General features: G+C 51.9%; 23 protein-coding genes and 1 other RNA gene. 11 read left to right on the forward strand and 13 right to left on the reverse strand.

Features of this window, described 5'->3' with window-relative positions; all coding sequences use genetic code 11:
- Nucleotides 1-56 precede the first annotated feature (56 nt).
- Together METH11B_RS0118820 and METH11B_RS0118825 are read left to right on the forward strand one after the other, a co-directional pair.
- Complete coding sequence (locus tag METH11B_RS0118820) at nt 57-647, forward strand: cohesin domain-containing protein (protein WP_026603344.1); 591 nt, start codon at nt 57-59, stop codon at nt 645-647.
- A 137-nt stretch (nt 648-784) separates the two neighbouring features.
- Nucleotides 785-1,282 (forward strand): DUF6882 domain-containing protein, encoded by a 498-nt coding sequence (locus METH11B_RS0118825; RefSeq protein WP_026603345.1) that lies wholly within the window; start codon nt 785-787, stop codon nt 1,280-1,282.
- Nucleotides 1,283-1,796: 514 nt separating this feature from the next.
- Here METH11B_RS0118825 and ubiH read toward each other — a convergent pair.
- From ubiH to METH11B_RS0118845, 3 genes are read right to left on the reverse strand one after another with little or no spacing between them, the layout of a single operon-like run.
- Complete coding sequence (ubiH, locus tag METH11B_RS0118835) at nt 1,797-3,011, reverse strand: 2-octaprenyl-6-methoxyphenyl hydroxylase (protein WP_026603347.1); 1,215 nt, start codon at nt 3,009-3,011, stop codon at nt 1,797-1,799.
- A gap of 3 nt (nt 3,012-3,014) precedes the next feature.
- Nucleotides 3,015-4,322 carry a Xaa-Pro aminopeptidase gene (pepP, locus tag METH11B_RS0118840; protein WP_026603348.1) on the reverse strand — a complete coding sequence of 436 codons (1,308 nt, stop codon included), beginning with the start codon at nt 4,320-4,322 and terminating at the stop codon, nt 3,015-3,017.
- A gap of 15 nt (nt 4,323-4,337) precedes the next feature.
- On the reverse strand, nt 4,338-4,865 hold the full coding sequence (locus METH11B_RS0118845; protein WP_020483302.1) for a UPF0149 family protein: 528 nt from the start codon (nt 4,863-4,865) through the stop codon (nt 4,338-4,340).
- A 102-nt stretch (nt 4,866-4,967) separates the two neighbouring features.
- Between METH11B_RS0118845 and METH11B_RS26985 the strand changes: the two genes are divergently transcribed.
- The 6 genes from METH11B_RS26985 (at nt 4,968) to METH11B_RS0118870 (ending at nt 10,367) form a co-directional block, all read left to right on the forward strand.
- On the forward strand, nt 4,968-5,195 hold the full coding sequence (locus METH11B_RS26985) for a TIGR02449 family protein (RefSeq protein WP_026146988.1): 228 nt from the start codon (nt 4,968-4,970) through the stop codon (nt 5,193-5,195).
- Nucleotides 5,192-5,491, forward strand: coding sequence for a cell division protein ZapA (locus METH11B_RS0118855; protein WP_020483300.1), 300 nt, complete (start codon nt 5,192-5,194; stop codon nt 5,489-5,491). The genes METH11B_RS26985 and METH11B_RS0118855 overlap by 4 nt, the downstream gene beginning before the upstream one ends.
- Before the next feature lie 22 nt (nt 5,492-5,513).
- A non-coding RNA gene (gene ssrS, locus METH11B_RS28765) (6S RNA) lies at nt 5,514-5,693 on the forward strand.
- A 226-nt stretch (nt 5,694-5,919) separates the two neighbouring features.
- Nucleotides 5,920-7,818 carry a GspE/PulE family protein gene (locus METH11B_RS0118860; RefSeq protein ID WP_026603350.1) on the forward strand — a complete coding sequence of 633 codons (1,899 nt, stop codon included), beginning with the start codon at nt 5,920-5,922 and terminating at the stop codon, nt 7,816-7,818.
- A gap of 17 nt (nt 7,819-7,835) precedes the next feature.
- Nucleotides 7,836-8,672, forward strand: coding sequence for an HDOD domain-containing protein (locus METH11B_RS0118865; RefSeq protein WP_026603351.1), 837 nt, complete (start codon nt 7,836-7,838; stop codon nt 8,670-8,672).
- A gap of 165 nt (nt 8,673-8,837) precedes the next feature.
- Complete coding sequence (locus tag METH11B_RS0118870; RefSeq protein ID WP_026603352.1) at nt 8,838-10,367, forward strand: hypothetical protein; 1,530 nt, start codon at nt 8,838-8,840, stop codon at nt 10,365-10,367.
- Nucleotides 10,368-10,904: 537 nt separating this feature from the next.
- Here METH11B_RS0118870 and METH11B_RS0118875 read toward each other — a convergent pair.
- The 10 genes from METH11B_RS0118875 to nifH form a co-directional block, all read right to left on the reverse strand.
- A complete protein-coding gene (locus METH11B_RS0118875) occupies nt 10,905-11,711 on the reverse strand; it encodes a hypothetical protein (RefSeq protein WP_026603353.1) in 807 nt (268 codons plus the stop codon).
- Between the two features lie 545 nt (nt 11,712-12,256).
- Nucleotides 12,257-13,219 (reverse strand): hypothetical protein, encoded by a 963-nt coding sequence (locus tag METH11B_RS0118880; RefSeq protein WP_020483293.1) that lies wholly within the window; start codon nt 13,217-13,219, stop codon nt 12,257-12,259.
- Complete coding sequence (locus METH11B_RS0118885) at nt 13,212-13,976, reverse strand: 4Fe4S-binding leucine-rich repeat protein (protein WP_026603354.1); 765 nt, start codon at nt 13,974-13,976, stop codon at nt 13,212-13,214. The genes METH11B_RS0118880 and METH11B_RS0118885 overlap by 8 nt, the downstream gene beginning before the upstream one ends.
- A 9-nt stretch (nt 13,977-13,985) precedes the next feature.
- A complete protein-coding gene (locus tag METH11B_RS0118890; protein WP_026603355.1) occupies nt 13,986-14,252 on the reverse strand; it encodes a DUF6129 family protein in 267 nt (88 codons plus the stop codon).
- Nucleotides 14,253-14,254: 2 nt separating this feature from the next.
- Nucleotides 14,255-14,947 (reverse strand): nitrogen fixation protein NifX, encoded by a 693-nt coding sequence (gene nifX, locus METH11B_RS0118895; RefSeq protein ID WP_026603356.1) that lies wholly within the window; start codon nt 14,945-14,947, stop codon nt 14,255-14,257.
- A 4-nt stretch (nt 14,948-14,951) separates the two neighbouring features.
- Entirely contained in the window at nt 14,952-15,152 is a 201-nt protein-coding gene (locus METH11B_RS0118900) for a 4Fe-4S binding protein (protein ID WP_020483289.1), read from the reverse strand.
- 4 nt (nt 15,153-15,156) lie between these two features.
- On the reverse strand, nt 15,157-15,378 hold the full coding sequence (nifT, locus tag METH11B_RS0118905) for a putative nitrogen fixation protein NifT (protein ID WP_020483288.1): 222 nt from the start codon (nt 15,376-15,378) through the stop codon (nt 15,157-15,159).
- Nucleotides 15,379-15,489: 111 nt separating this feature from the next.
- Nucleotides 15,490-17,073 (reverse strand): nitrogenase molybdenum-iron protein subunit beta, encoded by a 1,584-nt coding sequence (gene nifK, locus METH11B_RS0118910; RefSeq protein WP_020483287.1) that lies wholly within the window; start codon nt 17,071-17,073, stop codon nt 15,490-15,492.
- Nucleotides 17,074-17,221: 148 nt separating this feature from the next.
- Nucleotides 17,222-18,703 (reverse strand): nitrogenase molybdenum-iron protein alpha chain, encoded by a 1,482-nt coding sequence (gene nifD, locus METH11B_RS0118915; RefSeq protein ID WP_020483286.1) that lies wholly within the window; start codon nt 18,701-18,703, stop codon nt 17,222-17,224.
- A gap of 103 nt (nt 18,704-18,806) precedes the next feature.
- Nucleotides 18,807-19,691 (reverse strand): nitrogenase iron protein, encoded by an 885-nt coding sequence (gene nifH, locus METH11B_RS0118920; RefSeq protein ID WP_026146987.1) that lies wholly within the window; start codon nt 19,689-19,691, stop codon nt 18,807-18,809.
- Between the two features lie 559 nt (nt 19,692-20,250).
- Here nifH and METH11B_RS0118925 point away from each other — a divergent pair.
- The 3 genes from METH11B_RS0118925 to METH11B_RS27960 all read left to right on the forward strand — a co-directional run bounded on the left by METH11B_RS0118925 (nt 20,251) and on the right by METH11B_RS27960 (nt 25,095).
- Nucleotides 20,251-21,576 carry an HD-GYP domain-containing protein gene (locus METH11B_RS0118925; protein WP_026603357.1) on the forward strand — a complete coding sequence of 442 codons (1,326 nt, stop codon included), beginning with the start codon at nt 20,251-20,253 and terminating at the stop codon, nt 21,574-21,576.
- Nucleotides 21,577-21,729: 153 nt separating this feature from the next.
- The gene (locus tag METH11B_RS0118930) at nt 21,730-22,206 is read left to right on the forward strand and encodes a type IV pilin protein (protein ID WP_026603358.1); all 477 of its coding nucleotides are present in this window, start codon (nt 21,730-21,732) and stop codon (nt 22,204-22,206) included.
- 15 nt (nt 22,207-22,221) lie between these two features.
- A complete protein-coding gene (locus tag METH11B_RS27960) occupies nt 22,222-25,095 on the forward strand; it encodes an EAL domain-containing protein (protein WP_026603359.1) in 2,874 nt (957 codons plus the stop codon).
- Nucleotides 25,096-25,103: the final 8 nt, after the last annotated feature.

Consider the following 25,103-nt stretch of genomic DNA (forward strand, 5'->3'; position numbering starts at 1 on the left):
TCCCGTCATTCCCGCGCACGCGGGAATCCAGGATGCCAAATATAGGAATAACAACGATGATGAAACAATTCAAAGCAGGCCTGGCCGGCATAGCTTTATACGCGGCCAGCGGTGTCGCCGATGCTGCCATTGATTTACATTTCACGCCGCTTAGCCAAACCGCCGACGCCATTGAAATTGGCTTGAGCATTTCCGGCTTGGGCGACGCCGCGTTAGGAACGTATGACTTTAATATTCAGTTCGATCCGACGCATTTGGCGTTTGCCGGCGTGGCTTTCGGCGACCCGCTTCTGGGTGACGAGTTGGATGTGTTTGATTTGGGTGGAAACAGCGTTGCCGCCGATTTGCTGGCTCCGGGTATGGTGAACCTATTCGAGTCGTCCTTGGACAACGCGGCGGATTTGCAAACCCTGCAAGCCGATAGCTTTACATTGGCGATCATCCGCTTCAATGTGCTGATCGGCGGTAGCAGTGAGCTTGATTTACTGATCAACAGTTTGGCGGATGCCAGCGGGGATGGCTTGTCGGTAAACACCGCGCCGTTTAACGTCAACACTGCCGCCGCCGTGCCCTTGCCGGGGATGTTTTGGCCGATGGTTGGTGGGTTTTGGGTGGTGTTTAAGCGGCGTAGGGTTAAGTCAATGTAGCCTGGATGAAGCAAAGCGTAATCCAGGGGCAACTTTGGGAATAATCCGAGTTACATTGTTCTTCTTCCTGGCAAGTTGCTAAGCATGTGTTTGGGTGATATACGGAAACTTTATAATCACTTGTTAGGGTTCTCACTATGCCCATGACCAACGACGAGTTTCAACTCTTTGTTGAAACTGCCAATGCTGAACTCCGAAATAAACAAACGATATTGGCCGATGATTATGGTCTCGGAAGTGCCGGACGTTGGTGGTTCGAGCAAACGACGGGAAATCTTCAGTTTTTTGATGCCGCAGACAATTTATCCGTTGAAACGGATGTGATTGATATTGGCAGTTATTCACCCAAGTCCAATTCGTGGAAATGGGCGTGGGGTAATGATTCAGTATTGCCGTGGCTACGGCAAAGAGCAGAAAAACTCAAAGAGCTTGAAGCCATCACAGGCATAGAGATCTTCGGGTATGAAAATGCTTTCACGGTCGAAGATGAGTCAATGGCTTGGGAATTAACTGCTATGTGCCTAAAGCATCTCGGAGCCGTAGGTTGCTACAGATGTCCGTCGTCTAAACCCGGTGGGCCAACTACGTTCCTTGCCATCATGTCAATCAAGAGGTGCGGCAAAAATGCACCCTAACCCAGCGCTCAACCTCACTCCCTTTGGTCGCAGCACGCTACGGGATAAAGCCAAGTAGGTCAAGGTGCGCGTTAGCGTTCCCCGTCATATCCAAAAGCTAGTATTGAAATGTCACATAACCGCTTACGCGGCAATGTGACCTACGGCTGCGATTCGCACGAAAGGCGAAAGCCGTATTCCCCATTGGCATCAAGTGCGACATTTTGTTCCGGGAGGTTCAAATCAGTTTCAGACGGCTATTGCACCTGGCGGGTGCCATTCTCTCGGTCGCTTTGGGCGTCGGCTTGTGGAAGCAGTGGACATTAATCTGCAACGAAGCTTGTGCGCCGGGGCGGGCGTTAATGATGATTTTCCTGAGCTTTTTGCTGCCGGCCGCGGCGTATTCGACGCTGTTGGTATGGACTGCTGCACGTCCCAGGCCCGTTGCCCGAGTTATCTCCGCTGCTTTGACTTTAGCTAGTCTGATGGCAGCGATTTGGCTAAGTTTCTTTGAGTGAGGCGGCGCGATTTGGATTTATTTGCGTTCGCCGATCTTAGGCAAGCGACCCGCCAAACCCATCGCATGCCGCGTCAGCAGTTGCTTGGCGAAGGGCAGGTGGTCCAGCATGGTCAATCCAGCGTTGCGGACAGCGGCTAGCGGCAGATTGTCGTTGGAGAACAGCTTCACCACACTGTTGGTAAAGCCTATGGTTTTGCCGTGATCTTGTTGACGTTGCCGGCTGTAGTTTTTCAGCAGGCGGGCATCGCCCAAATCGCCATGGCGTTCGTGTTGGTCTATCAGCATTTCGGCCAGTAAGGCCACATCGCGTATCCCTAAATTAAAACCTTGGCCGGCGACCGGATGCAGTTGATGCACGGCGTTGCCGATGATGACGGTGCGGCCAGAGACCATACTTTCGGCGCGGATCAGGCTTAACGGAAAGGCGCGGCGCGGCGCGGCCAGTTTTAATTCGCCTAAGCGGTAACCGAAGCAGTTTTGCAGTTCGGCGAGAAATTCGCGGTCGCTGACGTTAATCAGGGTTTCCGCTTGTTCGTGCGTGCGCGTCCAGACCACCGCCGATTGTTTGCCGGCCACCGGTAGCAAGGCCAACGGGCCGAATTCGGTGAAGCGTTCGAAGGCGATATTGCGATGTGGTAGCGCCGATTGTACGGTGGTGACCAAGGCGGTTTGGCCGTAGTCGGTGACTTGCTGCGGAATTTCCAACAATTTACGCACGGTGGAATTGCCGCCGTCCGCGCCGACCAGTAACTGGGCGTTGACGTTTAACGAGCTGCCGTCGTGCTGTTTCAAACTGACGTTCACCGCATCCCGGCCGGACATTAAGCCGGCAACCCGGGTTTGATACAGGCAAACCGTGTCGGTTTTTTCGACCAGATCGGCCATATGCTGTTCGATGTCGCGGGCGACGATGACGTAACCCAACGCTTCGACACCTTGATCTTCCGCTGCCAAGCGGGTCTTGCCGAAATGACCGCGATCCGAGACGTGGATGTGTTTGATGGCGGTGGCTTTATCGGCGACGCCGCGCCAGGCGCCCAAGTCATTCAGCAGTTCCACGGTGCCGGCCGCCAAGGCCAACGCGCGGTCGCCGGCTGGCGAGTTGCGCAGTTGCTCGCGGCTATTGGCTTCGACCAAGGCTATCTTTAAGCCACTGTTTTTCAGTGCCAGGGCCAGACAGTTGCCGGCTAGGCCGGCACCAACGATGATCAGGTCGAAATCGGTTTGCATTGCTTAGCCCGCCATAATGGCTTCGATGTCGGCAACGGTTTTGGGCACGCCATGAGTGAGAATTTCATGACCGTTTTTAGTCACCAAGACATCGTCTTCGATGCGAATGCCGATGCCGCGCCATTGTTTGTCCACCGTTTCGCAGTCGGCCGGCACGTAAAGGCCGGGTTCCACGGTTAACACCATGCCGGGTTCCAACAAGCGCCATTCGTCTTTGATTTTGTAATCGCCGACGTCATGCACATCCATGCCCAGCCAGTGGCCGATGCGGTGCATGTAAAACTGTTTGTATTTTTCGTCCTTGATCAGTTTTTTGGGTTTGCCTTTTAACAATCCCAGCTCGATCAAGCCCTTGGTCAGCGTTTCTACTGAGGCGTCGTGGGCTTTGTTCCAGGGATTGCCGGGTTTGATTTCGGCCAACGCAGCGGCTTGGGCATCCAGCACCAATTGGTACAACAACCTTTGCGGCTCACTGAATTTGCCGGACACGGGGAAGGTGCGGGTGATGTCGGCGGCGTAATGGTCGCATTCTACGCCGGCGTCGATCAGCAGCAAATCGCCTTTGTTGAGTTTGTCCTTGTTTTCCACATAATGCAGCGTGCAGGCGTTTTTGCCGCCGGCGACGATGGACGGATAAGCCACCGCGCGCAGGCCGTCCTGAATAAATTCGTGGATCAGCTCGGCTTCGATTTGATACTCGTACAAGCCGGGTTTGCAGGCTTGCATGGCGCGAATATGCGCCTTGGCCGATACTTCGCCGGCTCTGCGCATCAATTTCAGTTCTTCCGTGCTTTTGAACAAGCGCATTTCGTGGACGATGTGCTCCAACGACACCAATTCGCCCGGCGCGGTGACGCCGGTACGCGACTGCTTGCGGATGTGGTTGATCCACTCCAACAGTTTGTGGTCCAAATCACTGTCCTTGCCCATCGGGTAGAACACCTTGCTTTTGTTTTCCAGCATGCCGGGCAGGATGTCGTCCAGATCGTCGATCGGGAAGGAGTCGTCGGCTTCGTAGTGTTTGGTGGCACCTTCCAGGCCGGCGTGGGCGCCTTCCCACTGCGCTTTTTTCTCGTCGAACTCGCGGCAGAACAGAATGTATTCGCCTTGTTCGCGACCGGGGATGAATACGGCCATCGATTCGGCTTCGTTAAAGCCGGTTAAGTAATAAAAGTCGCTGTCTTGGCGGAACGGGTAGTGCACGTCGCGATTGCGGGTGCGCTGCGGCGCGCTGGCAATGATGGCGATATTGCCTTTGCCGATTTGCTTCATCAGGCTCGCGCGGCGTTTTTTGAATTCGCTTTGTTTCATGGTCGATCTACCTGATTAATGCGTTTGCGAATGGCCGAGTTCGGCAAATTGATCGCGGACGGTAAACACGGCGGCGCGCACATATTCGCGCAGTTCTACCAAGGCATTTTCGTCGTCCTCGTCGCCGACATCGGTGTCGATTTTGGTGAGCTCTATCATGTCGCGCATCACTTCGGCGGTATCGCCCGGCCAGTCGGCGCCGGTTTGTGCGTAACCCACGCCAAACAAAAAGCCCTGGCACCAACAGCGCAGCGCTTCCACTTGTTCGTCCAGCGGATCGTCGTCTTCTGGCATCAGCAAGTCGAAGGCAAAATCCTCATTCTGGTTTTCCAGTAATACCCTGGTTTTTTCGAATACGCCATGCAGTAGCGCTTTGTCTTCGTCAATCAATTGTTGCTCGTCGTCGATCAGTTCGCGTAGCCAGTTTTCCGCGTCGGCGCGGATTTCGACGCAGAGCATGCCGGTGGCGATACCGTGCGCCTCGGCAGCGCCGATATCGGCGTCTTGTTGCTCTAAAATTGCTTCAACCGAACGGTAGGTCATCTGGGCTGTGTTTCCTATTAAAGCTGTTTAATAACATGGCTTATGCTAACATTCTTAGTCATCTACGATGATTATAACGTCATATCGGCCCATACTCTTGCTATGTCTGAAACAGAAAAAGATCCGTCAACCGAACTCGAAGCATTGGAAGCGAAACTGGATACGCTCATTGCCCAGTTCAATCAAGTCAAAAGCGAGAACAAGTCCTTGAAAGTTAAGCAGGATGCCTTGGTTAAAGAAAAAGCCAAATTGCTGGAAAAAACTACGTTGGCTAAAACCCGAGTGGAAGCGATGATTGCCCGTTTGAAAGCCATGGAGCACGATTCGTGAGTAAAGCCGTCCAGCCTGTTTCGCTGAATATCCTGGATAAGGAATACAAAATCGCCTGTGCCGCCGACGAAAAAGAGACTTTGATTAGCTCGGCGCGTGAGCTGGATAGGCAAATGCGTAAAATTCGCGACACCGGCAAGGTCAGCAGTACGGACCGCATCGCGGTACTGGCCGCTTTGAACTTGGCCCACGACTTGGTGGCATCCAATAAAACCGAAAGCGGTGGTGGCATCGACATATGTGCGCGTTTGGCGGATTTGCGTAACAAAATAGAAAACGTTTTGGAAAACCCGTAAATCCCCGGTAGACTATAAGTCCAATCTCCTGCGGCGTTCGAGCAGTACTGGGTGTTTCCTGAACCTGTTTTTACCCCGGAAACTTTTTGCCATTCATGGTGCGCATGCCTGTTTATTCAGGAAGCCTGATTGACTGGATTTGGTTTCCACTTGAACCTTCGGTTCAAGGACGAAAGTATCAGACGGCGCAGGCGGGAGATCTCTTGATTTTTCTTGTCTCGATTTCCTGTGCTCTTTCGATATTCCCCCACGTGTTTGTTGTTAGTCTGCTGGTAGCTCGCGCGCAGGGTGGTATAAGGCACGGTGACTATAATCGCGGCTCAAAATTCGGTTAGCTAGCGCTGTATTGACTAAGTCCGTCCCCCAGTATCTCTTGATAACATGCCCCTTTCCTTTTCGCTCCGCTGGACAACAACGATTACGCGATAATGAACATAAGCGACACGAACACTGGCGATTCCGGTAAAAGCTTTACAGAAAACTTCTTGGGCCTATTGGTTGGTCAGGGCCTGATCGATGCGGAAAAACTGAAATACGCCTTGCGGGTGCAAAGCAAACTGGAGTCGCCAAAGCCGATTTTGTTGGTGCTTTGCGATCTGGGTTATGTCACTCACAACCAGCTGGTCGAGTTGTTTCGTAACCATCCGGTCAAAGTCAAATTAGGCCTGTTCTTGGTGGAGTTCGGGTACATCACCAACACCGACTTGGAACTGGCGCTGGCAGAGCAACAGCAGAAAGCAGGGCGCAAACGCCTGGGCGAAATTCTGGTGGAACGCAATCTGATATCAGAAATGAAAATGCTCGAGGTTTTGGCCGATCTGATGGGCATTTCGGTTATCGATTTGAGTACTGCCGTGATCGATCAGACGCTGATGACCAAGCCGATGTTGAAGTCCGCCAACAAGCATTGTTTTTTGCCTATCGAAAAGCAAGTGGACGGCGTATTGGTGGCTTTTGGTGATCCGCTGGATCAAAACGCCATCGAAATGGCCCGGCACGTCTTGGGTGCCGAGATCATTCCGGCGGTGGGGCGTTATTCGCAAATCATGCGTTTTCTCCTCAATTACGAGCGCAACACCGGCACCGAAAAAGCAGCAGTGGGCGAGCAGTCGGCCGTCGCGGTTGCCAACCGGATCTTTGAAGACGCGATACGCCAGGGAGCCAGCGACATCCATATCGAACCGCTGGAGCATAAGGTCAGGGTTCGGCAACGGATCGATGGCGTAATGGTGCACTACCGGGATTTTCCGATCGAAATCGCCCAGGCTTTGATTAGCCGGATCAAAGTAATGGCCGGCGCCGATATTGCCGAAAAGCGCCGGCATCAGGACGGTCGGGTCATGTATGAACAGGCCAGCAGCAATCGCGTGATCGACATGCGCGCTTCGTTTTTCAGTACCATAAACGGCGAAAAAATCGTGTTGCGGCTATTGAACCGCAAGACAGAATTGCTGGACATACACGAAGTGGGCATGGCGCCTTTGATGCTGGAACGCTTTATTCAAGATTCGCTGGACGTGCCGACCGGCGTTATCATCATCACCGGACCGACCGGTTCGGGTAAAACCACGACGCTGTATAGCGCAGTGGATTATCTGAACGCCCCGGAAGTCAGCATCGTTACCGCCGAAGACCCTGTCGAATACGTGATTGACGGCGTGGCGCAATGTTCGATCAACCCGAAGATCAATCTGACTTACGAAGAAACCCTGCGCCACATCGTGCGTCAGGACCCGGACATCATCGTACTCGGCGAAATTCGCGATAAGTTTTCTGCGGACACCGCGATCCAGGCGGCCCTGACCGGCCATAAAGTGTTGACCACATTTCACACCGAGGACAGCATAGGCGGCCTGCTGCGGCTGTTGAACATGGAAATCGAGGCTTTTCTGATTTCTTCGACCGTGGTATCGGTAGTTGCCCAGCGCCTGTTGCGCCGGGTGTGCCGGCATTGTGCCGAACCGTTCAAGCCCGATCCGGCTTTGCTGCGTCGGCTGAATGTGACGCCTGATGACATTGCCGGCGCTCAATTTGTGTTGGGCAAAGGCTGCGAAAAGTGCCGTTTTACCGGATACTCCGGCCGGGTATGCGTGTTCGAACTGTTGTCGATGAACGAATTGGTCAAAGATGCGATATTGCAGCGTAAAACCTCCTACGAAATCCGTCGGGTTAGCCTGGAGACGGCGGGCTTGGTTACCCTGGTCGAGGATGGTTTGGTAAAGGCCGCCGCCGGCGCAACTTCGCTACAGGAAGTGATCCGCAATCTGCCGCGTTTTGGAAAACCCCGTCCTCTTTACGAGCTGCGCCGTTTGTTGGGCAGTCGATGAACGAATAAAACAATCCTATGAGTGAAAAAACGCTTTCCGAATTAATAGACGAGGCCATTACCTCGGGGGCCAGCGCCTTGCCGGTATTTCCGCGGGCGATAACCGAGCTGCGTTTGGCCTTGCAAGACGAAAATAGATCGCTGGACGCGATTGCTAAACAATTGGCCATGGACGCCAGTTTGGCCAGCCAGATTTTGCGCGTTGCCAACTCGTCATTCTATGCAGGTTTGGGATCGATCAACACGGTCAAGGACGCTCTCGTCCGCTTGGGTTTGCCGCGCATCGTCCAGATTGCCACCTTGGTCATGCAGAAAGGCTTGTTCGCGGCAAAAGATGCCGCAACTCAGCAATACATGGTCAAACTTTGGCAGCATAGCGTCGCGGTAGCCTTGGGCGCCGAATGGCTGGCCAAGCGTTTGTCGTTCCACACGATAGCGGAAGAAGCCTTTATGGCCGGCCTGTTTCACGATATTGGCGAACTGTTGCTGCTGCGCTGCCTCGAAGATCTGGCGGCCAAGGACCCCAACCTAAATTTACCCGCCAATTTGCAACGAGAACTGATAATCCGCCAGCACGAGAGCAAAGGCGCATGGTTGCTGCAAGAATGGAATTTACCGGAAACCTATCGTACGGTTGCCGCCAACCATCATCAGCCGGCCACCGAACATACCGGCACGGTGGAATTGTTGGTGCGAGTAGCCGACATGGTGGCCTACAAGCTGGGTATTGCGCCTCGGCCGCAGCCCGATCTGGTGATCTCCAGCAGCGAGGAAGCCGGTCGGCTCGGCCTATCGGAGATTATGCTGGCCGAATTGGAAATTGCGCTGGAAGATTCGCTGGCCTTGTCTGTCTGACGCGCCAACCCCAGTCATACACCTGTGATGCGGGGCAACCCTGCTGGTACCGCTTCCTAATACCGGGTCGACCAATTGCCGTCGCTAAAACGCAAGGCTTTGCTTTAGAATGGCTGTCAGCCGGCATGGCCGCTTTCCCAAACTTTGCACAATCACGTTGGAACAATGACCATCGAATTTCTGATCAATTTTCTGATTCTGTTGCTCGGCACTCTGGCCGCCGGGTTTTTGGCTTACCGCTCGTTTCAAAAGCGCCGGATCCAGCTCGGAGCGGAACCGACTTTGCCGCAGTATTTTATCCGGCGCGGCACTTACTGGAGCGGAGTTGCCCTTTACTGCGCGTTAATGGCCGTTTTGTTCTACTTGCTGACCTGGCAGTGGCTGCCGTTGGAGCCGCTGGTAACCTTGATTGTTAGCCATCTACGCGCTGGCGAGCTGGTGAATCTGCTCTTCGGTTTGGATGGCAATAAACTGTTGCCGCTGATTGCTGCCGGCATCATGTTATTTTTCGTCGCCTGGGAAAGCCCGTTTAACCCCTTGCTAATTTTACGCGACAGCATTCACGACGCCTTTGCCATTCCGACTAAAGCGGTCGAAGTGTATAACGCGCTGATCAAATCCAGGCTGTCGGCGGTTGACGATAAAATAAAAGCCCAAATCGCCGATCGGCTGTTGGTGCAAAGCATCGACGCCGGCGATTTCGATAAATCCGGCGCCACGGTCGAATACAAATGGGCCCATAACAGCCTGCTGTTCGACCAGATTCAACATTACGCCGACCAATCCTCTTACCGACGCTTGTTCAGCGAGCCTTCGCTGAAATGGGGCGAAATCTGCATTTCCTATAATGCAATGTCGGAAAAAGTGAATATTTGGAAAGAAGCCGAACCGCATTACACCAAGACCGTCAACTTGCTAAAGGACTTGGACCGACTGACCAGTCTGCTGTGCCGATTGCTGGCGGCGGCGGTGGTATTCGGCAGCCCCAGCGAAAACGACATGTGGGAGACGGTCAGAAAGCTCGGCGGTAATGTGCACGAAGCGCGCTTGAAGCACACCTATAAATACTTGCTGATATTCGCTGCGGCGACGGCGTTTGGCGTGATTTTGGGGCGCGAAGTGTCGGTGGCTCTGCACAATGTATTTTTGTTTCCGGATAAACCGTTGCCGCACTTTAGCTATACCACCTTGCGCTGGATAGCCTATTCGATCGCGATTTACGTGGTGCCGATCACGCTGGTTTTCGCTTTGCGCAGCGTCGCATTCCGGCATCAACAGGAACCCGCCGAGCATAATTACGGCTTCTACATGGCAATCATGTTCGTCTGCTTCCTGGTCAGTACCACCATCTCGACATTTATTCTGGAGTTAACCTTTTATCGCCGGGATGATTTTAATTTCCTGGACAGTTTCCTCGACCATGCCCGCTGGGGGATTATGCCGGCGCTGATTTGCGGTTTCGTCGCCTACCGGATGGACGCGCCGGCCAGCGAATCCGAAGCCTTGAGCAAAACCATTCTGTCCGCCGTGTTGGGCTTTCTGGCCTGGGGCGGGATTGCGGTGATTTTCATGCTGTATGCGACGGACGATTTGGCAATTGAGAAATTGAATTTGCGGTTTACCTTGGTGGGGACGGCGTTTTTTGTTTCTGGTTTGTTGGGGGCGGCGGCGCGGTTTAAGACGGCTAGTGATTAGATTGGATTTGTCGGGTGGGCGCGTGGTTGAAGTTTATGTGTCGCTGGCGCGACGGCTGGTTTTAATGTCGGGTCTCGGCCCGACAGCCGAGTAACTTTTCTTTGTTTGGCCAAAGAAAAGTCACCAAAAGAAACGCCACCCGGATGCCGCTTTGATCCTGCGCTCCAGAGCTTTTATCGAGGGTCGACAGAAGGGGCTTCCCAGTCCCTCCGCCGACGTGCGCATCCCTGCCGCACCCCTTCGGGCTATTCTCGATAAAAGCTCCGGTGCTCGGCGCGGCATACGGGAGAACCCCCCGCGCGAAATCCGACAGCTTATTATTTACAAAGTTTTGTAGGGTGCATTAGCGGTAGCGTAATGCGCCGAATGATTTAAAGCCAACATTCGGCGAAATACGGCTCGCCCTACGTATTGCAACTTATGGCCTTAAAATTGTGCCTTACGGCCCTAATCTATGGACCTTCTCCAGTTGATGCGTAACGCTCAGATTAATCGGAGGCAAAAGTATAGCTTTTGGAGTCCGAGTTGAATAGTTAGTTAGAACAGCCCCTTAACAGAGGAGGCAAACCCGATGCACCCAATCAGAAATACGGCTACTCCCCAAGCCCAATGCTCTTTTGCGAGTTCAAGAAGGATTGATGGGTGTAGGCCGCTGACCTCCAGCCAAGACGAGTTTGTCTTTAGTGAGCCATCAAGAACACGCTCAAGTATGTTGGACATGACATCAACTTTCCGCAAGGTTGATTGATGTAATTTAATAAATTCTTTGTTTTCGAATGCTGCAGCCTCCTCTTTTCCGTTAAGAAGGTCTTTGGCTGTTATTTTGTTGAGATCCAAAAGACTATGGAGTCGTCCATTGCTCCCATGAGAAATGTAGGCAACGCCATAGAGTGATATGAGTTCGCGCGCCAAATCGATTTTTCTTCGATCATCAATGATGTATGGATTCCCTCCAAGAACTTTATAGCGGTGTTCTATAGCCTGGAATCCGTAGTTGATATCTCGCATGTTCCAGTGGATGAAGTTACTAATGCTTTGAGACTTCAAATAGTCAAAGTACTCATCAAGCATACTTCGCTCTAGGTCGTCGTATTTCTCCGGGATTTCAGCGAAGGCTACATGCTGCTGTTCGGCACTCTTATGAATAGAGAATGAGTGTGTTTGCCCAGTGGAGAAGTTGCGTATTGCAATTGACGTAATTCTGGGTGTATGTCCGTCCTTGATGTCGTAGAAGGACTCGCAAGAGTAGTGAATTACGAAATGTAGTTCTCGTTTCTCATCGATCTCCGCAAGGCGCTTTTGGGCCTCACGGCGGCGTTTTAGCTTTGTTAGTTCTTTTCCCATATGCTGAATGCAGTTGATCTAACAAGTAATTTTATGTTTCTGTATATTTTCCCAAATCAGATGATAGCTGATTTCCGTTAATTTGGTGAAAGTTTGGCCGGCAACGCGTTTCTACTCGTCAATTCAGTATGGATACTAATAGAGAGTTGTCTGGAACTACATTGAAAAGTGATTCGACTTGGTTTGACCTGCGATTTTGGGACGGGTTAGTCCCGCATGCCGCGCCGAGCACCGGAGCTTTTGAACGGAACAGCCCGTTAGGGGCGCCGCAGGGATGCGGCGCGTTGCCGAAGGGGCAGGAAGCCCCTTTCGGCAACCCCGTTCAAAAGCTTCGGAGCGCAGGGAATAGGCGGCATCCGGGTGTCTTTTCTTTTGGATACTTTTCTTTGGACAAGCAAAGAAAAGTATCGCGGTTGTCGGTCCGCGAACCGACATTAAACTTAGCCGTCGCGATAGCGACACTTTAACCCGCGTGGGCACAAAAACCCTTGCCCACCCTACGCCCAGCAAAGATGACGACCAATTTAGAATGACCTTAACAAAGCCTAAACGTTATACGGCGTAGAAATCCAATCCCTCAACACCGCCTCATCCCGTTCCGGCAAATAAGCAAAATCCCCGGAAATATCCTTATAAACCGACTCAGCGCTATAGGTAGAAACCAACTTACCCTTGACCATGTAAAAAAACCAGGCAAACGGATAGCCGGCCTGACGGTCAAACCGACTCAACACATTACTCAATGCACTACCTTTTTTTCCGGCAAAGTCTTCCAGATGCGGCAGGTTGTTTTTGTGGGTGTTGACGATTTCCACGTTGACGATTTGTTCGCCAAAGCGGCCGGTATGGCGGTAAGGACGGATGATCCAATCTTCGGACATGCTGTGTTTTTGGCCGGCGCTGCTGCGGTTCCAGTCTTCCATGAAGCGTTGTACCGGGTGTTCACCGGGATGGCGCTCGTTAATGACTTCCATGAACAGCTTGACATCGGTTTTGCGCCGGTAGGTATACCTTGAATGCCCAAAGCCGAAGCTCTCGATGCAAAAGGGTTGCAGCGGGTCGATGAATTCTTCCAAATCGTCGGGCGGATTGTTTTCGTCTACCAGCATCCGGTCCGAAACCTCGTGGGTTTTATCAATTTCGATCAGCGTGAAATCTTCGGCTTTAGTGCCGGTCTGCACCACAAAGTACAGGGTCTTACCGGTCTGTTTGGTGGCGATCAGCTTTTGTTCCAGCGTGTAATCGATCAGGGTTTGCAGGTTTTGCCCGCATTCCAGATAGGTGCGCTCCACCCATTCGATCAAGTCGTTGGCGATGCGTTTGCCGTCCATGTCCACCACGCCGCCCAGCCGGTACCATTCGTCGCCGGTTAAGGCCAGGCGGATGGGGTGGTCGGGTATCAGCGCCTGTAGTTTGCTGAGCAGCAAATCGTCGGTTTGACCGGGGATGATTTTTTTACAGCAATCGGTAATGTCTTGTCCGGCAAGATTGAGTCGTGATTCAGTCATGATCGGCTTCAGGAGTGGAGTTTGAATTTAAGCGTTGCTGCACGAGTTCGCGGACATCCGGTTCCGGATCGTCGGCTAGTCCGGCCAAATGCGCGGGATCGACCTTTAATGCCGCAGTGTAGCGCACTACCCAGTCGCTGTCGTTTAACAGCATGGTGGCGTCTTCCGGGGCCATGCGTTCCGCGACGATGCGGCGCACGTCCGGCGAGCGGTCATTGGCCATCAGCCCCAAGCTGACTTCCGGCAGCCTTTCGGCTACGCGTTTGCGTACTTGTAAGTCTTCGTCTTTGATGAAACGGAACAAGCGGCCTGGCGCCAAGCGTTTGGCTACCATTAAGCGCACGATATAGTCGGGATCGTCAGCCAGCAATTCCAATTGTTCGAGGTCGATGCGGTCCGCTACCGTCATGCGTACTTCGCGGTCCGGGTCGTCGATCAAGGCGCTTAATTGCTGGGCCGGCAGCCGAAAAGCCACGGCGCGGCGTACCACTTCGTCTTCGTCAGTGATTAGCGCCGACAAGGCTTTTAGCGGTGCGTAACGCACGGCGATGGCGCGGCGTTCCCAGAAAGGATCTTGCAGATAATGCGCGGCATAGGCCGGATTAACCCGAAAGAAGCGGTCGATTTGCCGGCCGCTATTAATGAAGACGCAGGTATCGCCGGGCATGCACCGGCCCATCAGCAGGGTTTTCCCCCGGAATGGGCAGAGGCTGCAATCGGCGACGGGCAGGGTAACAGGGCTGTCTTGTTCCGCCATATTATCGCCTTATTCGGGGATAACTTCGGCGATCACAATGCCCGAGGCATTTTCGTAATTATCGGTAATGCGTAAGCAATGTTCGCGGCCATCGACCAAATACAGATTGAAGCCTGCGCCTTCTAATAACGGTTCATTGTTGGGCAGGTCGTCGTCCATGCAATAGGTGAAATGCACGCCGGGGTATTCGCCGCGTAGTCCACTCACCACGGTTTCGTTCAAGGCTTGGCCGTTAATTTTCTCGGCTATGGTTTGCAGTTGCTCTGGACTAATCATTGCTAGGATTCCTGTTCGAAACAAACGCGTTGCACGGGCTGGATGCCCATCGATTTAGCCAGCCACGGTGGCGGAGCATGTGCTAAAACGATTTGCAACTGCTTGATAATTTGATTGATGGCTTCGCCCTGATCGGCTTTGACCGGATGAATGCCGTATTTGATAAGTTTTGCTGCCGCCGGGCCGCCGATAGAAGCAATATACAACACTCTGCAATCGGCGATCAGTTCCGCGCGATACACATTCTTGTCGTCATGCTGCCGTTGCGCGTCGCTATCGATACTGCGCACATCGATGAGACGGGCGTCGTCCGCGGCAATCTGATAAACCAAAAACTGCCGGCACGAGCCAAAATGACCGCTGATTAACTGCGGATCGTCGCTGCCGATGGCAATTCGGATCGAGCTGGCCGATTCAATTGCCTGAGAGTTCTCAGCTTTTGGTACTTGAGCCTCAGTGTTCTGCAGAATACGCAACGACTCGCGGATGCTGTCGGTGTCGGCCACAATGCCGAAATTGTTCAAGGCTTGTTGGAACTGTGCTTTGCCGAGTTCGGCCAGGCTTTTGTCGTTTAAAACCGTGCCGGTACAGGCACGGAGCACGGAGATAAACAGTTTGGGTGGGGTATCGGGCAGGGCGCGAGCCGCAAGCCCGATGCGCAGTGCCAGTTCCCGGGTTAAGGTAGACTGGCTCATGGCGTCACGCCACTAAAGGCAGAATGCAGTTGTCGATCGGACAAACCTTGACGCATTGCGGTTCGTCGTAATCGCCATTGCACTCGGTGCAGGTTTTTTTGTTGATTTCAAAAACAATCGCCCCTTCCTTGATGGAGTCGGTAGGGCATACCGGCAGGCAATCGCCGCAGGAGATGCATTCTTCGGCAACAATATACAGAGACATAGCTTTATTCCTCCGATAACCGTTTAGCTTGTAACGTCGTAGGGATTTTAGGCGGAGGTGACAATGGATCAAAGTAATATTTGGATCCGTCACCCAAAACCACTTCGCCGCCCCATTTATCGGCGCTGTCGAATTCTAAGGATTCGATGGTTTCTTCAAGGTCTTTTTTGGCAATATAGAACAGCAATTTGCCGTCTTCGCGTTTCCTGAGCATGACGCTAGGCATTGGGATTCTCCAGACAAGAGTAGGTCGGGTTAGGCGTGAGCCGTAACCCGACACGAGGGCTTTGAAATGTTGGGATACGCTGTGATTAGGCTCAGCGTATCCCAGGCTACATTAACGAATCAAATCGTAGTTGTAGTCGGTGGTTCCCATACCTTTGGTTTCTTTATCCAGCTGTTCCAACAAGGCGTTGACGATGGTGGTCAGCAGATACATACCGCCTTCGTAACCCAGAGTCGTCATCCGGTGCAGATGGTGACGATCGAAGATGGGGAAACCGATGCGGATCAACGGTACTTCGAACTCTTCGCCTTTGTAGAAGGTGTCGCGTTGGATAAATTTGCCGTAGGAGTTGCCGATCATGAAGTCCGGTTTATTGGTGAACATCAAGGAACGGAAGTGCCACAAGTCTTTACCGATGTGTACAGTCGCGGTTTGGCCATATGGAGAGGCTTTCAACACTTCTTCAACCGCTTTTTTGTAACGTTTGTTCGCGTGGTTGACTAACACGTCTGTTACCTCGGCACCCATTTCCAGCAGGAATTTGGTCATACCCAAAGCAAAGTCTGCGTCGCCGTACAGGGCAAACTTTTTGCCGTGTAACCAAGCGTGGGAGTCGGTCATCATATCAACATAACGGCCGCGTTCAACTTCCAGAGATTTTGGAATCGGCTTGCCGGTCAGTTCGGAGATTTTCATCAGGAACTGGTCGGTCCACTCCAAGCCCATTGGGATGTTCAGCTTAGGCGCGTCATGTTTCCAACTGGTTTCCAAGAATTTTTTGGTTTTTTCCAATTGCCAAGGTTGCAACAGAATGGTCGTAATCGCATTCGGCGCGTCTTTGACTTCATCAATGGTGGTGCCGCCGGCATACATGTTGAAGTGACCGTCAGCAGGCGTATCCAATACTTCGGTAGGATCGCTCAACAAGGTATGGTCGACGCCCATTTCGTTCAGCATCCGGTGAATCACGCGGAAGTTGCCCAAATAGGTTTCAAAGCCAGGGACTAAGTTGATTTTGTTGTTACTGCCAACTTCGTATTTACCTTCAGGCATCACACCTTTCTCAAGGGTGAAGTAGCGGGCAATGCCTTCGAACATATTGTCCCAACCGGTGGTATGGCTACCAACGAAGCTAGGAGTGTGAGCGAATGGTACAGGGTAGTCTTGATCGACGTGACCTTCTTTTTTGGCGTTGTTGATGAACGCGTTCAAGTCGTCACCGATAACTTCCGCCATACAGGTGGTCGATACCGCGATCATGGTAGGTTTGTACAAGGCTTTCGCGTTTTCCAAACCGGCGAACATGTTTTTCTGACCGCCGAATACCGCCGCGTCTTCAGTCATCGAGTCGGACACGCAAGAGATAGGCTCTTTGAAATGACGGTTGAAGTAAGTACGGAAGTAAGCCACGCAACCTTGCGAACCGTGCACATAAGGCATGGTTTTTTCGAAACCCAGTGCGCACAGTACCGCGCCCAAAGGTTGGCAAGCTTTTGCAGGGTTAACAGTAATCGCTTCGCGTTGGAAGTTCAGTTCTTGGTATTCCTTGGTGGTCGTCCATTGGAATACTTCGTCTATCGTGTCTTGCGGATGACGTTCTTCGTACTGTTCGCGTTTATTGGCCAGACTCTCCTTATATTCGTCGTTTCTGAATAAAGGATAACTGGGTTCTATTTTATCGACATTTTGGCTCATGATAATCTCCTAACGCGCCACTAATCTGTGGTCCGGCGTTGATTGGATTTTGCCGGGAATGAAATCCCGACCGACATTTTGGCACCTGGTAAGGTGGACACAAGCCCACCTTGCCGGGAATTAAGGCGGGCACTGCCCACCTTACGGATTACGCAACCGCTTTAACGGGTTCGCTTTCGGTGGCCTCGGTTTTCCAAGGCGCTTTGAAGCTTTTCCAGCAAGGGTTGTTGATGGTCATGTCCATATCGCGGGCGAAGATGGCAAAACCGTCGTAGCCGTGATAAGGGCCTGAGTAATCCCAGGAGTGCATTTGGCGGAAAGGCACACCCATTTTTTGGAAAATGTATTTTTCCTTGATGCCGGAGCCGACCAAGTCAGGTTGGACTCTTTTCACGAACTCTTCGAATTCGTAGCCGGTGACGTCGTCATACAGCAATGTCGCATTGCCCATTTCTTTAATGGTACGGTCGTAGTCGTCATTGTGACCGAACTCGTAACCGGTACCGACCACTTCCATGCCCAAATCTTCGTAGGCACCGATCACGTGGCGAGGACGCAAGCCGCCGATGTATAACATCACGCGTTTGCCTTCCAGACGAGGTTTGTATTTAGCGATAACTGCATCGTATTCGGCTTTGTAGCGTTCGATCACGCGCTCAGCACCTTCTTTGATAGTGTCATCGAAGTGAGCAGCGATTCTGCGCAAAGACTCGGCGATTTTAGTCGGGCCAAAGAAGTTGTACTCGATCCAAGGGATGTTGTACTTTTCTTCCATATGGCGCGCGATGTAGTTCATCGAACGGTAGCAGTGAATCAGGTTCAGTTTCACTTTTGGAGTTTTTTCGATCTCGGCAATGGTACCGTCGCCGGACCATTGAGCCACCACGCGCAGACCCATTTCTTCCAGCAAAGTACGTGATGCCCAAGCATCGCCGCCGATGTTGTAGTCGCCGATCACGGCTACGTCGTATGGAGTGGTTGGGAAGCTTTCGTCGCCGTCGCGATTTTCCAAAACCCAGTCGCGGATCGCGTCGTTAGCGATATGGTGACCCAAGGATTGAGACACACCACGGAAGCCTTCGCAGCGCACTGGCACGATGGTTTTGTTGTACTCTTTGTTTTTAACTTTAGAAACCGCTTCGATGTCGTCGCCGATCAAACCGATTGGGCACTCAGATTGAATGGAGATACCTTTGTTGAGCGGGAACAAAGTTTCGATTTCGTCGATACATTTGGCCAGTTTTTTGTCACCGCCGAATACGATGTCTTTCTCGGTAAAATCCGAGGTAAAGTTCATGGTACCGAAGGTGTTGACGCCTGTAGTACCTACATAATAGTTACGGCGACCGGCACGGGAATATTGACCACAGCCAACCGGGCCGTGTGAAATATGGATCATGTCCTTAATAGGACCCCAAACCACCCCTTTGGAACCTGCGTATGCGCAACCACGAATGGTCATGACGCCTGGTAGGGATTTACGGTTGGAAGTGATACATTTGTTTGATTTTTCCAAGCTTTGATCGTTGATGGCCAAATGTTTGGCGCGATCTGCTTTGGCTTTTTCGGGATAGACTTCCAGCACTTCTTGAATAAGCGCTTCGGTCTCTTCTCTTGTCATGGCTGCCATGATGAAATCCTCCTGGTAGTCGTGGGTAATCCCCCACAGACCTGTTAGGAACAATGCGAAAGCAAGTTGGGTCGGCTGATAGCCAACCCAACCTACATAGTGATTAAGCTGTGGCTTCTGCTGCTGCGGTTACACCAACAACGCTTTCATCCACTTCTTCCATGACGCCAAATTCCATCAACAGGTCTTCCAGTTCGTCCATAGTGATTGGAGTTGGAATAACCAGGTTTGTGTTGACGATGATTTTGTTCGCCAGGTCGCGGTACTCTTGCGCTTGTTTAGCTTCTGGTTCGTACTCGATAACTGTCATACGACGAATTTCAGCGCGTTGTACAACGTTGTCACGTGGTACGAAGTGGATCATGTGAGTGCCCATTTTTCTGGCCAATTCCATGATCAGTTCGTCTTCACGAGCGGTTTGACGTGAGTTGCAGATCAAGCCGGCTAAACGTACGCCGCCTGAGTTAGCGTATTTCACGATACCTTTAGCGATGTTGTTGGCAGCATACATAGCCATCATCTCGCCTGAGCACACGATGTAAATTTCTTGCGCTTTGTTTTCACGAATTGGCATCGCGAAACCGCCGCATACAACGTCACCCAATACATCGTAGAATACGAAGTCTAGGTCGTCGGTATAAGCGCCTTCTTCTTCCAAGAAGTTGATCGCGGTGATAACACCACGGCCTGCGCAACCTACACCTGGCTCTGGACCGCCTGATTCAACGCATTTGATGTCGCGGTAACCCACTTTCAATACGTCTTCCAGTTCCAAATCTTCTACGCTGCCGGCGTCGGCTGCCATTTGCATGATAGAGTTTTGCGCTTTCGCATGCAGGATCAAACGAGTAGAATCGGCTTTAGGGTCGCAACCGACGATCATTACTTTTTTGCCAAGCTCTGCCAAGCCAGCAACCAGGTTTTGCGTGGTGGTAGATTTACCAATACCACCTTTACCGTAAATAGCACATTGACGTAATTTCGCCATGATCTTCTCCTCTTGAGTAGGTGTTGTTAATAACAACCTGATAAGAGCAATGGCCGTGCCAAAGTTTTGATGTATTTTAAGTCATTGAAAAATATAGATAAAAAATAATATTTCCGGCTTTTTCGATAGTCGGATTAGCAACATTCTTTGTAAGGCCTGTTATCTAACCAACATAAATCGCGGGGTTTTTGTATTGAGGCGGGGGTTAGGTGCATATCCGCCTCGGATTATGGCTCCGATCTCTCAATGGTTGTCACTCGTGCGCTGAGCTCGTAGAAGCGAGTTGGTTAGCCCTTCGATAGATTCAGTACCCTCAAGCACATTAAGGCGAACGGTATTTATGGGCCGATAACGGGAGTCTGTTGCGTTGCACGGGCGACGTCGGAGAATAATCGGCTACACACTCTATAATTGATGGCAATCTCGGGCGCCGGGCATAAGCAGGCGTGTACCCGGTTTTGTCATAGGACTTGTAAGTGGCGGTTTGCAGCCACATTTTTTACCTGGGAACGGTTACCCATGCGGTATTTCTAATATTTAATAATGATATTGTCTTTGTATGTTTTTTAAGAATTGGTGGCCTTTCCGCCGCAAGCTGAAAAATCAGACCAAGAAGGATGATTCCTTCGATGTCAATCAGCGCATCTACACGCCGGTTAGCCAGTTGACCGTCGGCATGTATGTCATCGAATTGGATCGGCCTTGGCTGGAGAGCCCGTTCTTATTTCAAGGATTTGAACTTGAAACCGAAGCGGATATCCGCGCGGTAAAAGATGTCTGCCAGTACGTCTACATCGACGCCACCCGGAAAAGAAAGCGCCCGGTCCAGGCTAAAACCACGCAGGACAGTTTGCTAAGCGAAAGCAATATCGATTTTGGCGCGCCGCCACCGCCAAAATTAAGCGTTTTTGAGAAAGAATTCGCGCGCGCCGAACACGTTCATAAAGAAGTGGGGCAGTTGGTATCCAACTTTATGGAGCGCATCGCCAATGGCGAAGGCATAGACACTAAGGCTGCCAAAGAAGCGGTGGCGCAATGCGTTAACAGTATTTTGCATTCGCCGGATGCTTTTTTGTGGCTGAATCAGCTGAAGAACAAAGACAAATACACCGCACAACATAGTTTGAATGTTTGCGCGTTGGCGATTGTATTGGGCCGGTACCTGAATTTTTCCGTAGCCAACCTTAACAATGTCGGCTTGTGCGGGATGATGCACGACATGGGTAAAATGCTGGTGCCTTTGGATATTCTGAATAAGCCCGGCAAGTTGGAACCAGACGAGTTGGCAATTATGCGCTCGCATGCCGCCTTGGGCTACGAACTGCTCAAATCCAGCGATCAGATGTATCCAGGGGCGATAGACACGGCGTATTCTCACCACGAAACGCTGGACGGCAAAGGCTATCCCCGACAAATCGGCGAAAGAGGTATTTCGCTATTTACCAGAATGGTGACCATCGTTGACATGTACGATGCCATCACCAGCGACCGGGTGTATCAGAAAGGCCGGACTCATCTGGAAGCGACCAATATCCTGGCCAATATGGCCGGCTCTCAGCTGGACGAGCGTTTGGTGATCAAATTTATAGAATGTCTGGGGGTTTATCCGCCCGGCAGTATCGTCATGATGACCAACGGGTACATCGCGATTGTGGTGGAAGTCAACGAATTGCAGAAGCTACGGCCCAAAGTCATCATGTTGCTTGATGCGCAGAAACAGCGGATTCCGGAAAGAATCGTCAATCTTGCGGATATGCTGCTGGACGAACACGGCAAGGTGCTAACTATCAAAGGGATAGTCAAAGCTCAGGATTACAACATCGACATCAAAAAATATTATCAACAGGGCGTATTGCAAAAGGGATTTGCTAACGACAAACGCTAGGGCACCTTAGCGAACCGGACGTTTAGAGCGATTCTGCTAGAATGAGGCATCTAATGATGGGTTCGGCACAGTTTGTTTATGGGCTAAATCGTCTGGATTGTCGCGGCTTGCCAAGCCATGGCTACAAATCTTCTTCTGGCGTCTTGGAATTCAATGTACAGAAAAAACCTGATGGGCAACGGATTTACGCTGATGGAAATGCTGTTGGCGGTTGCCATCATGGCGGTATTGACAGCCATTGCCATACCTGCCTACAACGGTTACATAGATAAAAGTAAGAACGACCTTGCTATTAGCTATCTGTTAGCCATACAAACTGAAATCGAACGCTACTACACCCGCGAATTTCACTATCCGAATGCGCTTAGCGACATTACCTCCGTTCTTCCCAACAACGGTAAGGACCCTTGGGGTAGAGATTATGTTTTTCTCAATATCATTGAGGGTGGTCCGGGTACCCACGGCGATGTGCGCAAAGACCACGCGCTTAACCCAATCAATACCAAATACGATTTGTACAGCCTGGGTAAAAATGGCGTCACTAAAAAACAGATTAGCCAGAAGGACAGTCTGGACGATATTATCCTGGCCCGAGATGGGGGGTTCGTCGGCTTGGCGGCGGATTTCTGAGAGAAGCCACTAGTAATGGATCGCAAGCTGTCTTTTAGCGGTAGTAAGGTTGCCCGCCGCATTCTATTTTCTTTCGTACTGGCCGCGCTGATCCCCATCGCTATTTTGGGTGTCCTTTCCTTTCAACAAGTGAAGCAGCAGTTGCAAGAGCAGACTGCCAAGGCATTGCAGAGAGGGTGTAAGGATTACGCCTACGGATTGGTCAGCCGTTTGCTGTTTGCCGAAAACTCTTTGCGCCTGGCGGCCTTGAAAATTCATAAATCCAACAAGGACGATAAACCTGTGGCGTTGGCCGGCGAACAATGGCTGCAAGGCCAGTTCACCGGGTTGGCAGTGCTCCGTGCCGATGGTCAACCATCCGCATTGTCCCGAGACAATGCGGCGATACCGACCCTGACGGCAGAAGAGCTTGCGCAGATTCTGGTCGGGAAAACGCTGATTAAACCGGTGAGTGGTCAGCGGCTTGAGGATAATCGTTTGTGGATGGCCATCAATCTGGTCGAAAACTCACCGAAAGCCGGCATCCTGATGGCCGAATTGAAACCCGACTTGTTATGGAATTCCGAAACTATCGATCCCAACAATCTGTTGTGGGTGATGGCCGCAGATTCGGTGCGGATGCTGTTCGCGCTGGAGCAAAATTTCGATCCATCCCCCGAACTTAGGGCGCAAGTGGCACAAGCTAATAGCGGCCGCTTCTCGTGGCAAAAGGCCGGCGAAGCTTATCTTGGGGCGTATTGGAAGCTGCCGGTTGCAACTTTGTTTTTCGGTCCGGACCTGATCATCGTGCAAAGTCAGCCGGAATCGCTGGCGTTCGCGGCAATCAGGCAGTTTAGTATGATTTACCCGCCGGTCATCCTGCTCGCGGTGCTGATTGTCGTGTATTTGAGCAGCCGCTTAATTGTTAAATATCTGACCCCCCTCGAACGCCTGAAACTAGGCACCCATAGGGTTGCCGAGGGCGATTTGGAATGCCGTGTCACTATCGATAGCAACGATGAATTTGAAGAGTTGGCGGATTCGTTTAACGAAATGACGCGCCGCTTGCGCAGCCAGTTCGATATTCTCGCCACCATGGCCGAAATCGACCGTCATATTCTCTCTGCATTAAATGCCGAAGATATTATCGACACTGCGCTGAATCGCTTGCCCAGCATATTGTTTTGCGATTTGATTTCCATCGCCGCCGTCAATCCCGATATCGGTATCGCCAACGATATTCGGGTGCAACGCCGTGGACAAAATAGCGAAATATTAGCCGAGCCGGTGATTTTGAACCAACAGGATGTGGCGGATTTGCGCGCCATGCAAAACGGGGCTCTGGAGATTGCTAATGATAGCGAGCAGATGTCCGAGTATTTGCAGCTCCTCGGCGTGTCCGGCGCATGGCGCTATTTGGTCGTTCCCGTTCATGTCAATGGCGCACTGGCGTCGATTATTTGCTTGGGTTATCAGGCGCCGAAACGGATTCCACCGGAATCGCGTAACGCGGCCATCAGCTTTGGCGACCGCATCGCTGTCGCGCTGTCCAATGCCGCCTGGGAAGAGAAGCTGTACCAGCATGCCCATTACGATTCCTTGACCGGGCTGCCCAATCGCTTGGTGCTGCATGACAGGTTGGGGCAAGAAATCGCGCGGGCCAGACGCGATGACGCACAACTGGCGGTGTTTTTTATGGACTTGGACCGCTTCAAAAACGTCAACGATTCTTTGGGGCACTCCGCTGGCGACGAATTGCTGCGCCAGGTGGCGGGCATTTTCCTCAATTGCGTCAGAGCCACCGATCTGGTGGTCAGATTGGGCGGCGACGAATTCGTGATCGTGATTGGCGAATTGCATACTCAGCATAACCCGGCTGCGTTCATCAGTACTGTTGCCGAGAAAATCCTTAGCGCGCTGAAGCAACCCGTCACGGTGGCAGGTCTGCCCATGACCGTGACCACGAGTATCGGTATTGCCTTGTTTCCCGATGATGCCGACAACGTGCCGGATTTACTGAAGAATGCCGATGCTGCCATGTACCACGCCAAGAGCGAGGGGCGCGCCAATTTCCGGTTTTATTCGCCGGAACTGAATGCGGCGGCTCTGGAAAATATCAAGCTGGAACAAGAGTTGCGCGGCGCAATCGGCAGAAATGAATTATTGGTGTTTTACCAACCCAAGGTGGATTGGGATGGTCGTATCGTCGGCGCCGAAGCGTTGATCCGCTGGCGGCACACCGAACTGGGCATGATTTCGCCGGCCAAGTTCATTCCGTTGGCCGAGCAGACCAGTTTGATCGTGGAGATTAGCGACTGGGTGTTGGAGCAAACCTGTTTGTGGGTGAACGCTTGCCACGCCCAAGGCCTCGGGCCGTTGCGGATTTCCGTGAATCTGTCCGCTGTCGATTTTAAGCACCCGGAATTAGTCGAGAAAATCGCGGCCGTTTTGAACAGAACCGGTGTGGATCCGGAGTTCATCGAACTGGAACTCACCGAATCGGTGGCTATCGGCGATATCAAAGCCTGTATCGAACGCATGCATCATTTGAAAGCGCTGGGTCTGACCCTGTCCATGGACGATTTCGGTACCGGTTTCTCCTCGCTGTCTTATCTAAAAGAATTGCCGCTAGATGTGCTGAAGATCGATCAATCGTTTGTCAGGCAGCTGGAAAACGATGACAGTAGCACGGCTATTGTTCGCGCTATTCTGGCGCTTGCCGACGGCTTGGGTATGGAGACTATCGCCGAGGGCGTCGAAACCGCAGCGCAACTTGAGTTATTGAAACAACATCACTGCGGCTTATTTCAGGGCTATTTATTCAGCCGGCCCGTACCTAACGACGAATTTTTAAGCTTGTTGCAGGCCGACGCGCTCAAGCGTGGCACGGCACAGCCGGCTAATTCTTGAGTTGCTAG

Source organism: Methylomonas sp. 11b, assembly GCF_000515215.1.
In the GTDB taxonomy this organism is placed as follows: Bacteria; Pseudomonadota; Gammaproteobacteria; order Methylococcales; family Methylomonadaceae; genus Methylomonas.